The following is a 12,786-nucleotide window of genomic DNA, read 5'->3' as shown; positions in this document are numbered from 1 at the left end:
CCGTATTGCAGCTTCTGGTATACCAAAGATAAGTCAATATTAGAAAGTATAATAACTGCTACTACTTCATGTAACTTTTATAACTCGCGACTTTGAGTGCGTGCCCAATCGTCGATAGCCAATACATCATCAATAGTCGACGGTTCGGGTAAGTTAAGTTTATTCAAAACCGTTGACACATTTTTGGCGATATCCATAAAACCAATTTTATTGTGCAAAAATGCTTCGACTGCAACTTCATTAGCGGCATTGAGCGCTGTAGTCGCCGCTTGTCCTTGATTTGAAGCATCAATGGCTAATTTCAAGCATGGGTAGCGATTAAAATCCGGCTCATTAAAAGTTAATGCAGAAATTTGACTGAAATCTAATGGTGGTACCGTTGATGACACTCGGTCAGGATAAGACATGGCATAAGCGATTGGCGTACACATATCTGGAACACCAAGTTCCGCCACCACACTACCATCTTGGTAACGCACCATGGAATGAATAATAGATTGTGGATGAATAATAATTTCCATTTCTTTAGGGCTAGCATTAAATAACCAACGAGCTTCGATATATTCAAGGCCTTTATTCATCATTGTTGCAGAATCAACCGAAATCTTTTTACCCATTGACCAATTAGGATGCGCGATGGCTTGTTCCGGAGTAACCATAGTCAACTTATTTACATCCACATCTCGAAATGGCCCACCCGATCCGGTTAAAACAATTTTAGTGATGCCATAATCAGCTAGCTTAGCAAAACCTAAATCTTGCTGCACCGCAGCAGGCAAACTTTGAAAAATAGCATTATGCTCGCTATCAACAGGTAACAATTGCGCACCATACTGTTTAAGCGCTTGCATAAATAAATGACCACAAGTTACTAGTGATTCTTTATTAGCTAATAAAATACGTTTACCTTTATGAATCGCCGCCAGTGTAGGTTTTAAGCCTGCAGCCCCGACAATTGCCGCCATTACATAATCGACTTCCGAAAGTTGTGCTAACTCACAAATAGCTTGCTCACCAACCAAAACCGCAATATCCAATTTTAGATCAGCTAGTTGATGTTTAAGTTGCGTAGCGGCTTGTTTATTAGCCATAGCTACATATTTGGGTTTAAACTCAAGGCATTGTGCCAGCATTTTGGTCACATTGTTACCACCTACTAAGGCGATAGCTTTAAACAAGCTGGGATTTTGGCGAATAACCGCTAAGGTACTACAACCAATTGACCCTGTTGATCCTAAAATTGTGATATTTTTCATATTAATATATTCTGATATTAATAGTTACTTGATGAAGTCGCTGCACCGGAAACAATAGCAATGCCAGCGCTTGCACCTAATCTACTTGCTCCAGCTTGTATCATTTTTTCAGCCGTTTGACGATCTCTAATACCGCCTGACGCTTTAACACCCATTTTTTCACCAACAGTTTCACGCATCAATTTAACATCTTCAATTGTGGCTCCTGAAACACTAAAACCAGTTGATGTTTTAACAAATGCTACACCAATCTCTTTACATAGAGTACAAACTCTAACAATTTCTTCTTTAGATAATAGACAGGTTTCTAAAATAACTTTTAATGGCACTTCACCACAAGCTTTAAAGACAGCATTAATATCGTTTTTAACTGCATCCCAGTCATTACTTTTTAACCAACCAACATTGATCACCATATCAATTTCTTGGGCACCTGCTTTGATCGCCATTTCCGTTTCATAGGCTTTAACTGAAGTTAACATTGCGCCGAGCGGAAAACCAACTACCGAACAAACTTTTACATCACTACCTTTTAATAAGTTTGCAACCAAAGGGACATAGCCTGAATTAACACATACTGAATAAAAATGGTATTCTTTGGCTTCATCACATAATTTTCGAATCTGATCTTCTGTCGCATTCATAGCCAGTAAAGTATGATCAATATACTTTGCATAATTCATAATAATTCCTTAAATTGCGTCTTCAATAGAGTGTATGGTTTACCACTCTAAAATACTAAATGGCACTTATTATAAAACTATTTTATAAATAAAAAACAATTAACCAATGAAAATAGCTATCAACTTTTAGGGTTTGTTTATTTTTTAAGTAATAACTGATTTTATTATATTAGAACAATACTAATAGCGTTAAAAATAGCTTTCTAATTCTAGTTATTTGTTTTATATGAAGTATTGCTATAAATATTAGATATGATTGTCGAGGGACTTTACCCAGCTTTAGCTGGGCAATATAAACTAACTCACTACTAAGAAACGTTAGTATTAGAACTCCATTAATTCTTTTTCTTTATCAGCTAAAACAGCATCAAGTTTTTTAATTGCTACATCAGTAGCCTTTTGAATCAAATCTTGGGATTTACGTTCGTCATCTTCTGAGATTTCTTTATCTTTCAATAATGCTTTAATTTGGTCATTAGCATCACGACGGATATTACGAATTGATACTCGACCTTGCTCTGCTTCATTACGCACAATTTTAGTTAAATCACGGCGACGTTCTTCAGTTAATGGGGGTAATGGTACACGAATTACTGTACCTGCTGATGCTGGATTTAGTCCTAAATCAGAGGTTAAAATAGCTTTTTCAATAACAGGGGTAAGTGACTTATCAAAAACGGTAATAGCTAACGTTCTAGCGTCTTCAGCTACCACATTGGCCAATTGGCGAAGTGGTGTTGGGCTACCATAGTATTCAACCATAATACCATCTAATAAACTTGGCGAAGCACGGCCTGTTCTGACTTTAGAAATATGAGTTTGAAACGCTTCGATACTTTTTTCCATGCGCTGTTGCGCTTCTTTTTGAATCTCATTTAACATAATAAAAAAACCTTATTTAAAATAAAGAAGACTAACAGCTTACTGTTGCCTGATTATTAATTAATGTCCCTTCTGGCTCGCCTAAAATAACACGACGTAATGCACCTGGTTTATTCATATTAAATACACAAATCGGTAAATTATGATCGCGAGCTAAAGTAAATGCGGCTAAATCCATCACTTTTAATTCATCATCTAACACTTTTTCATAATTTAATGTTTTATATAGTGTTGCATTGGGGTTTTTAACAGGATCAGCAGAATAAACTCCATCAACTTTTGTTGCTTTCAAAACAACATCTGCCTCAATTTCAATACCACGTAAACAAGCAGCTGAGTCAGTAGTAAAAAAAGGATTTCCTGTACCTGCAGAAAGGATAACCACTTTACCATGGCGAAGCAAGCTAATTGCTTCTGTCCAACGATAGTCATCACATACGCCATTTAATGGGATGGCCGACATTAACCGAGCATTAACTTCAATGCGGTGCAAAGCATCACGCATAGCCAAGCCATTCATAACCGTTGCTAGCATCCCCATATGGTCACCAACTACCCGGTTCATTCCTGCTTTAGCAAGGCCTGCACCACGGAATAGATTACCACCTCCAATAACAACTGCAACTTCAACCTTCATATCGATCAATTCTTTAATTTCTTGAGCCATTCTATCAAGAATCGTTGCATCAATACCAAAACCTTCGGCGCCTTGCAGTGCTTCACCACTGAGTTTAAGAAGAATACGTTTATAGAAAGGGGTTACCATAAGAAGTCTCACTATTTTATTATTTAATTACCAAAATGCTAGACAGACTAGCTATCAGTAATTTTAAAATATTTTGTAGATAAACAAAACCGCCATAACGGCGGTTTTTGTAAAACAATTAAGATTGTTTCGACATCGCAGCAACTTCAGCGGCAAAATCGACTTCGACTTTTTCGATACCTTCACCCACTTCAAAGCGGATAAATGTAGCAACAGTCGCTTTTTTCTCTGTTAATAAATCACCCACAGTTTTGCTTGGATCCATAACAAAAGGTTGACCAGTTAATGAAACTTCACCAGTGAATTTACGCATACGGCCTTCGACCATTTTTTCAGCAATTTCACGTGGTTTACCAGATTGCATGGCAATATCAATTTGGATTTTACGTTCATGTTCAACCACGTCCGCAGGCACATCGCTTGGGTTAACATATTCTGGTTTGCTTGCAGCAATATGCATTGCAATATGTTTAACTAGTTCATCATCACAGCCACTATTTGCGGCAACTAATACACCAATACGCGCACCATGTTGATAACGACCAACTACATCGCCAGCGATTTCAGCAACACGACGAATACTAATATTTTCACCGATTTTAGCGACTAAAGCAGTACGTTCTTCTTCAAATTTTGCTTGTAAAGTTGCAAGATCTTTAATGCGATCTTTTAATACTGTGTCAGCAACTTTTTCACTGAATGCTAAGAAACCAGCATCTTTCGCAACAAAGTCTGTTTCGCAGTTGATTTCTAAAATTACACCAAACTTTTTATCAGCCGCAATTTTAGAAATAATTACACCTTCAGCAGCAACTCGGCCTGCTTTTTTAGCTGCTTTTGCTTGACCAGATTTACGCATATTGTCGATAGCTAGATCGATATCACCCTTTGCTTCAACTAATGCTTTTTTACATTCCATCATACCTGCGCCGGTTCTTTCACGCAGTTCTTTTACCATAGAAGCGGTAACTTCAGCCATTTTTTAATCCTCTATTTAACCATTGTGATGATTTTCATAAGAATGGGTCGACTTAAATTACTTGGCATCGACCCTGAAAATATTTGAGTTATTACTCAGCTGCTGGAGCTTCTTCAACAAAGCTTGCTTCAGAAACAGGAGATTGGTTTTGTTCGCGACCAGAACGAACTGCATCAGCAACAGCATTTACATATAACTGAATTGCACGAATTGCATCATCATTACCCGGTACGATGTAATCAATACCATCTGGATCTGAATTTGTATCAACAACAGCAATGACTGGAATACCTAAATTGTTAGCTTCTTTGATAGCAATATTTTCATGATCTGCACCAATAACAAATATCACATCGGGTAAGCCACCCATATTTTTAATTCCACCCAAGCTATTTTCTAATTTAACCATTTCACGAGAACGCATTAATGCTTCTTTTTTGGTTAATTTATCAAATGTACCATCACTAGCTTGTGTTTCTAAATCTTTTAAACGTTTGATTGATTGACGCACTGTTTTCCAGTTAGTCAACATACCACCTAACCAACGGTGATTAACGTAATATTGTCCACAGCTTTCTGCTGCTTGTTTAATTGCTTCGCTAGCCGCACGTTTAGTACCAACAAATAAAATTTTGCCTTTACGAGCAGCAATTTTATTTAATTCAGCTAACGCATCGTTGAACATTGGAACTGTTTTTTCAAGATTAATAATATGAACTTTATTACGTGCACCAAAAATAAATGGTTTCATTTTTGGGTTCCAATAACGAGTTTGGTGCCCGAAGTGTACACCAGCTTGCAGCATATCGCGCATAGATACTGTAGTCATGATTTCCTCATTTTGACGTTGGGGTTATGCCTCCACATATCCGCTTTAACCGACCTCATTGCTTTTAACATAAGGCACCCCGGAAAAGAGTAATGATATGTGTGTGTTATAACGTTATTTAATAATTAAAATTTATGCTACCTTGTTTCAAAAAAATACTGAAAAGTAGCGCGCGTTTTATACCATATTTTGTGCAAGAATACTAGCTTTATTTAGGCAGGTATTCTTTTAGATATCTACAAAATTAAATTTAATTAATAAATTGGTAATAGATGATGACTAAGAAAGGAATAAATAATTAAATTTTTATACTGAAACGTATACGTCTCAGGAAACATCTTTACAGATGATTTTGTGACTATATAAATAACCAAAACTACAGTCAAGTTAAAAACCTTTAGGACTGTAGTTTAAGGATGTAGATGCTTTTAATTAAACAATTTGTGGAATTGTAAACTTATCCAATCCCAAATACCACCAAAGAACCCTGTTTCTTCAACATTTTGCAAGGCTACTAATGGTTGTTCATTAATCACTTTGCCATCTAATAAAAATTGCATTTTACCAACCGCAGTACCTTTGGTAATTGGCGCATAAATATAGTCGTCAACAATATATTGTACTTGTACATCAGCAGAACGATCTTTAGGTACGGTTACATAAGCGCCATTCACTGAGCCTAGTGGAATTTTATTTTCATCGCCATACCAAATTGATTCAGTGACTATTGGAACACCAGCTTTAATTGGGTTAGCGGTTTCAAAAAAGCGGAAACCCCAAACTAACAATTTTTTACTCTCTTCTTCACGTCCTTTGAAGGTTCGGCCACCAAGTACCGCAGAAATTAAACGGGTGTTACCATTCACTGCCGAAGCCACTAAATTATAACCGGCCGCATTAGTATGACCAGTCTTAATGCCATCCACATTTAATGTAGTATCCCAAAGTAAACCATTACGATTTAATTGTGGTTTAGACAGCGTATAAGTGAATTCTTTTTCTTTATAAATTGCATATTCTGTTGGTAAATCACGAATTAAAGCTTGCCCTAAAAAGGCCATATCTTTGGCTGTGGTATATTGCCCCGGAGCATCTAATCCATGTACTGTTTCAAAATGGGTGTGCTGTAAACCAATCTTTTTAGCATAATCATTCATTAAATTAACAAAAGCACCTTGGCTACCGGCCACATGCTCTGCCATGGCAATACAAGCATCGTTACCTGATTGAATAATAATACCTTTATTAAGATCAGCAACTGATACTGTTTTACCCACTTCTAAAAACATCAATGATGATCCTTTCAAAACAGGATTACCTGTGGCCCAAGCATCTTTACTGACGACTACCATATCATCATTTTTAATGCGTCCTGATTGTAGCGCTTGACCAACCACATAACTGGTCATCATTTTAGTTAAGCTAGCCGGATCACGTTGCTGCTCAGCGTTGTATTGCGCTAAAATTTCACCAGATTTAGCATCAATTAAAATGTAAGATTCAGCATCTAGTTGTGGAATAGCTGGAATAGGGAAAGTTATTTCAGCCGACGCAGACGAGCAAATTGCAAACGCTAATATAGCCAAAGATAATTTCAATTTCTTTTTCATTTATTAAAATTCCGTTAAATATTTTTAGATAACATGTATCGATGTGTGTGAATAGACATCATAATGCCAAAGCCAGCCATTAACACCACTAAAGACGAGCCACCATAGCTAATTAGCGGTAATGGTACACCAACTACCGGTAATATTCCACTGACCATACCAATATTAATAAACACATAAACAAAGAATACTAAAATAAGCCCACCGACCAATATTCTTCCAAATGTGGTTTGTGCTTGGGACGCAATAATTAGCCCACGTGCAATTAAACATAAAAAGAGAACCAGTAAAATAATTGAACCAATAAAACCAAATTCTTCGGCAATTACCGAAAATATAAAATCGGTATGCCGTTCAGGTAAAAACTCTAATTGTGATTGAGTACCCTCAAGCCAACCTTTACCCCACAAACCTCCAGAACCAATGGCTGTTTTTGATTGAATTATATGATAACCCGTTCCCAAAGGATCACGCTCAGGATTAAATAAAGTTAATACTCTTTCCCGCTGATAATCATGCATTAAAAAGAACCACATAATCGGTAAAAATGCCGCAATTAAAATTATTGCAATAATAATAAATCGCCAATGAATACCTGCTAAAAAGATAATAAAAATACCCGACATCACAATTAATATTGCCGTACCTAAATCTGGTTGCATAGCCACCAACAAAGTTGGGACTCCAATAATAGCCAAGGTTTGTAAAGTTGTTTTTAATGGTGGCGGACAACCTTCTCGATTAATAAATTTAGCCACCATTAACGGCACGGCAATTTTTGCAATTTCAGAAGGCTGAAAACGTAATACTCCCAAATCTAACCAGCGTTGTGCACCTTTACTAGTATACCCAAAAATATCTACTAATAATAAAACCACAATACAAATAATATATAAATAAGGCGCTAATTTTTCATAAGTTCTAGGAGAAAACTGCGCCAGAATAATCATCACAAACAGGCCTAAAAGAATTTGGCCAACTCGCCTTTGCATCATATCGATATCTTGCCCACTCGCGCTCCATAAAATATAAAGGCTATAACCAAGCAATAAGGCCACAAATAGGAAAAACAGCGGATCTATATGTATTTTTTGCCAAAATGATTTTTTAATATTATTCATTATCAATCTTCATGTCCTGTATTGGGTGATGGTTCTTCCAATTCTGTTGAATCATTTCCTAAAAGGTAATAATCTAATATTTTTCGCGCCACAGCCCCACCATTTGAACTACCACCACCACCATTTTCCAGGACAATAGCTAAAGCAATAGTTGGCTTATCAAAAGGTGCATAGGCAACAAATAATGCATGATCACGTAAATGTTCAGGGATTTTATGGGCATTATAAACTTCATCTTCTTTCAAGCTATAAACTTGCGCGGTACCGGATTTACCAGCGGCTTGGTATTTAGCATCAGCATAAATTTTACGGGCGGTACCTCGTGATCCAAACATTACCCGATGCATCCCTTCTTTAGCTATTGCCCAATAATTAGGATTAACATCAGTCAAACTATTAGTTTCGGTATATTTATCTTGATTAACTGTGGGTTGTGCCTGATTAGTATTTAAAATGTCACTCTTTTTATACAATAAAAAATGCGGAGTGTAAGTCTTACCATTATTGATCAAAATAGTTAATGCTTTGGCCATTTGCATTGGCGTTGCTGTCCAATAACCTTGCCCAATACCTACAGGAATAGTATCCCCTTGTAACCATGATTTTTTATGGCGTTTTAATTTCCACTCACGACTCGGCATCACTGCACGCGTTTCTTCACTCGGTGCAATATCAATACCTGTTCTTTCGCCATAACCAAATTTACTCATCCATAAATTTAATCGGTCAATACCCATATCATAAGCAACCTGATAAAAATAGGTATCAACTGATTCTTCAATCGCTTTTAATACATCTACACGCCCATGTCCCCATTTCAACCAATCTCGATAACGCCTATCGGTACCAGGTAATTGCCACCAACCAGGATCATTAATTGCACTTTTGGGAGTAACTACGCCTTCACTCAATGCCGCAATAGAAATATAAGGTTTAACAGTGGAAGCTGGCGGATAAGCCCCCAACAATACGCGATTGAATAAAGGTTTATTAGGATCATTAAGTAATTCGTTATATTTAGCACTGGAAATACCGCCAACAAAAGGATTGGAATCATAACTTGGACTGGAAACTAATGCTAAAATTTCACCATTATTTGGATCAATCGCTACTACCGCAGCTTTGCGACCAGCGAGTAACTGTTCGATATAAAGTTGTAGTTTAAGATTTATTGATAAATAAATATCTTCACCTGCTTGTGGTGGGTGTTGATTGAGTTGGCGGACGATTCGTCCACGGCTATTTACTTCAACTTCTTCATAACCGGGATAACCATGCAGTACATCTTCATAATACCTTTCAATGCCCATTTTACCAATATTTAGTGTAGCAACATAATCACTAGTTTTATTTTCATCATCTAAGCGTTGTTTATCTTGGCTATTAATTTTAGAAATATAACCAATAATATGGGTAAGAGAAGCGCCAAAAGGGTAATAACGATGTTGGATACCCACTATAGAAACAAATGGGAACCGGTGTTGATCCACAACGAAACGCGCGATTTGCTTTTGGGTCAAATTATCTTTAAGTGGCACCGGACGGTGCGCTTTATAATTGCGGCGTTCTTTTTGAAAATTTTCGATATCTTCATCAGTTAAATCAACAATCTGTTTTAATTCATTAAATTGTTCATTTAAATTTTTAATTTTATCGGGAATGATATTCAGTTGATAAGTAATATTATTAATTGCTAATGGCGTGCCATTACGATCATAGATCATACCTCGGCTAGGAGGAATAGGAATGATTTCAATACGATTATTATTAGATTTAGTACTATAATAACTAAAATTTGAGATCTGCAGATCGGCTAAATTTACTAGCAACACTATAACCAATAAAATAATCATTACAAAAGCAAATAACGCTCTACGCAAAAACAGATTAGCTTCTGCTGAATGATCGCGAATCTCAGTTCTATTTTTATTGCGTGCGATAGAGATAATAATACTCCTCTAAATACTTTTTTCTGTATATTGCTGCTTATGCTGCATTTCTTTTTCTTCCCATTTTTCATAAGCATTAACAATTCGCGCAACTACAGGATGACGCACTACATCTTCACTATTAAAAAAATTAAAGCTAATATCATCAACTTCACTTAATACTTCTATAGCATGCCGTAACCCTGATTTTTGATTTTTAGGTAAATCAATTTGGGTAATGTCGCCAGTTATCACCGCTTTTGAATTAAAACCAATGCGGGTTAAAAACATTTTCATTTGTTCAATTGTAGTATTTTGACTTTCATCAAGAATAATAAAAGCATCATTAAGAGTACGCCCGCGCATATAAGCAAGTGGTGCAACTTCAATAACGCTTTTTTCAATAAGCTTTTCGACTTTTTCGAAACCTAACATTTCAAATAATGCATCATAAAGTGGACGCAAATATGGATCGACCTTTTGACTTAAATCGCCCGGTAAAAAACCCAACTTTTCACCAGCTTCAACCGCTGGACGAGTTAAAACTATTCGACGGATTTGCTGTTTTTCGAGGGCATCAACTGCAGCAGCTACAGCTAAATAAGTTTTACCGGTTCCGGCAGGGCCAATACCAAAAGAAATATCATAATCTAATACATGGGCAATATATTGTGCTTGATTAGGTGTTCTTGGTTTGATAATGCCACGTTTAGTTTTAATCATTACCAGTTTGCTCCCATGCTGATCTACATAGGCTGGTAAATGCTCATTGGCTTTCTCAAGGACTCCTGATTCTTTAATGGCTAAATGAATCTGTTCCGGTTCAATATCAATGATTTTATCTTTGATTTTAGTTTGTTTATACAATGTGTGTAATATTGCATCTGTCGCTTTGACACTGAGTACATCACCAGTGATTAAAAATAAGTTACTACGATGATTAATTTCAATACCAAGCCGGCGTTCAAGCAGTTTAATATTATCATTATAAGGACCGCACAGACTATTAAGCCGTTGATTGTCAGCTGGTTCTAGCTTGGTTTCATGTGTCGTAATATTCAAAAATAAAACCTCTAATAATTAATTTTAACCACTTCTATTTTATTCATATAATAAAATTTTTTAAGGTTGGTAAATACCTACACCTAAATCATTCTCTTTGCGAGTACGTGAAATAATTGACAGAGGTGATTCACTGACCCGTAAATCCATTTCATCTTCGGTACGCACAACTTTACCACGTAATGAATTTGGATAGATATCAGTAATTTCAACATCCACAAATTTGCCAATCATATCCGGATGGCCTGCAAAATTAACAATGCGGTTATTTTCAGTGCGACCCGTCAATTCCATAATATCCTTTTTAGACGGACCTTCAACTAAAATACGTTGTACTGTATTTAACATCCGGCGACTATATTGCATTGCTTGCTGATTTATACGCTCTTGTAAAATATATAAGCGTTGTTTTTTCTCATCTTCTGAAACATTATCTTCCATCTCGGCGGCTGGTGTGCCAGGACGAGCTGAATAAACAAAACTATAACTTAAATCAAAATTAACATCCGCAATTAACTTCATAGTCTGTGCAAAATCTTCCTGTGTTTCACCAGGGAAACCAACAATAAAATCTGAACTTATTTGAATATCCGGACGTACTTTACGTAATTTACGAATAATCGATTTGTATTCTATAGCTGTATGAGTACGTTTCATTAAATTTAATACCCGATCGGAACCGCTTTGTACTGGCAAATGTAAAAAATTAACCAATTCTGGAGTATCACGATAAACATCAATAATATCATCAGTAAATTCTATCGGATGGCTAGTAGTAAAACGAATACGATCAATACCATCAATGGCAGCAACTAAACGTAATAATTCAGCAAATGAACAAATATCACCATCAAATGTTGGTCCACGATAGGCATTAACATTTTGACCAAGCAAATTTACTTCTCGCACACCTTGTTCCGCCAGTTGAGCTATTTCATAAATAACATCATCACAAGGCCTACTGACTTCTTCACCACGGGTATAAGGCACGACACAATAGGTACAATACTTATTACATCCTTCCATAATAGACACGAATGCGGTTGGGCCTTCACTCCGTGGTTCAGGTAACCGATCGAATTTTTCTATTTCCGGGAAACTAACATCTACAACATGATTACCGTTACCACTTCTAACTTGTTCGATCATTTCCGGTAAACGATGGAAAGTTTGTGGCCCAAAAATGATATTCACAAAAGGGGCGCGCTTGCGAATGTGAGCACCTTCTTGAGAAGCAACACAGCCACCAACTCCAATAATAATATTTGGATTTTGTTGCTTAAGGTTTTTCCAACGACCTAATTGGTGAAAGACTTTTTCTTGGGCTTTTTCACGAATAGAACAGGTATTAAGTAATAAAATATCAGCTTCTTCGGCATTTTCTGTTAAAGTTAGACCATGGGTAGATTCAAGGAGATCCGCCATTTTAGTGGAGTCATACTCATTCATTTGGCAGCCCCAAGTTTTGATATGTAGTTTTTTGCTCATCAATAACTCAGCTATAGTTAATTGTTAAAATGAAAACGGCTTTAAATCCGCGATTTTAGCGAGCTATATTGTAATCCTTTGTGATTGTAGGGTCTATATTAAAAATGAAAATGAAAACACAAAATTGTAATTTATCTTTATTAACTAATAGCAAATATCAATAAATTTATACTTTATAAAGC

11 protein-coding genes are annotated in these 12,786 nt (G+C 36.3%); all 11 read right to left on the bottom strand.

What is annotated here, in order from left to right:
- Positions 1-77: 77 nt before the first annotated feature.
- Positions 78-1,256 carry a 1-deoxy-D-xylulose-5-phosphate reductoisomerase gene (gene ispC / locus A9G13_RS00150; protein WP_065555619.1) on the bottom strand — a complete coding sequence of 393 codons (1,179 nt, stop codon included), beginning with the start codon at positions 1,254-1,256 and terminating at the stop codon, positions 78-80.
- 17 nt (positions 1,257-1,273) lie between these two features.
- Positions 1,274-1,939, bottom strand: coding sequence for a deoxyribose-phosphate aldolase (gene deoC, locus A9G13_RS00145; protein ID WP_065555618.1), 666 nt, complete (start codon positions 1,937-1,939; stop codon positions 1,274-1,276).
- Positions 1,940-2,263: 324 nt separating this feature from the next.
- Positions 2,264-2,821 carry a ribosome recycling factor gene (frr, locus tag A9G13_RS00140; RefSeq protein WP_065555617.1) on the bottom strand — a complete coding sequence of 186 codons (558 nt, stop codon included), beginning with the start codon at positions 2,819-2,821 and terminating at the stop codon, positions 2,264-2,266.
- A 31-nt stretch (positions 2,822-2,852) separates the two neighbouring features.
- Positions 2,853-3,587 carry a UMP kinase gene (gene pyrH, locus A9G13_RS00135; protein WP_065555616.1) on the bottom strand — a complete coding sequence of 245 codons (735 nt, stop codon included), beginning with the start codon at positions 3,585-3,587 and terminating at the stop codon, positions 2,853-2,855.
- A gap of 118 nt (positions 3,588-3,705) precedes the next feature.
- Complete coding sequence (gene tsf, locus A9G13_RS00130; protein WP_065555615.1) at positions 3,706-4,566, bottom strand: translation elongation factor Ts; 861 nt, start codon at positions 4,564-4,566, stop codon at positions 3,706-3,708.
- A gap of 91 nt (positions 4,567-4,657) precedes the next feature.
- A complete protein-coding gene (gene rpsB, locus A9G13_RS00125; RefSeq protein WP_065555614.1) occupies positions 4,658-5,395 on the bottom strand; it encodes a 30S ribosomal protein S2 in 738 nt (245 codons plus the stop codon).
- A gap of 428 nt (positions 5,396-5,823) precedes the next feature.
- Positions 5,824-7,005: a serine hydrolase gene (locus A9G13_RS00120; RefSeq protein ID WP_065555613.1), complete on the bottom strand. Its 1,182-nt coding sequence runs from the start codon at positions 7,003-7,005 to the stop codon at positions 5,824-5,826.
- Between the two features lie 14 nt (positions 7,006-7,019).
- The gene (mrdB, locus tag A9G13_RS00115) at positions 7,020-8,132 is read right to left on the bottom strand and encodes a peptidoglycan glycosyltransferase MrdB (protein ID WP_442902779.1); all 1,113 of its coding nucleotides are present in this window, start codon (positions 8,130-8,132) and stop codon (positions 7,020-7,022) included.
- The gene (mrdA, locus tag A9G13_RS00110) at positions 8,129-10,066 is read right to left on the bottom strand and encodes a penicillin-binding protein 2 (RefSeq protein ID WP_442902782.1); all 1,938 of its coding nucleotides are present in this window, start codon (positions 10,064-10,066) and stop codon (positions 8,129-8,131) included. The genes mrdB and mrdA overlap by 4 nt, the downstream gene beginning before the upstream one ends.
- A gap of 18 nt (positions 10,067-10,084) precedes the next feature.
- On the bottom strand, positions 10,085-11,116 hold the full coding sequence (locus A9G13_RS00105) for a PhoH family protein (protein WP_065555610.1): 1,032 nt from the start codon (positions 11,114-11,116) through the stop codon (positions 10,085-10,087).
- Between the two features lie 60 nt (positions 11,117-11,176).
- Positions 11,177-12,604: a tRNA (N6-isopentenyl adenosine(37)-C2)-methylthiotransferase MiaB gene (gene miaB / locus A9G13_RS00100; RefSeq protein WP_065555609.1), complete on the bottom strand. Its 1,428-nt coding sequence runs from the start codon at positions 12,602-12,604 to the stop codon at positions 11,177-11,179.
- Positions 12,605-12,786: the final 182 nt, after the last annotated feature.

The organism is Gilliamella sp. wkB178 (assembly GCF_001690705.1).
Classification (GTDB): Bacteria; Pseudomonadota; Gammaproteobacteria; order Enterobacterales; family Orbaceae; genus Gilliamella; species Gilliamella apicola_K.
The sequence above is the reverse complement of the archived record's forward strand: the minus strand, read 5'-3'. Positions and strand labels throughout refer to the sequence as shown.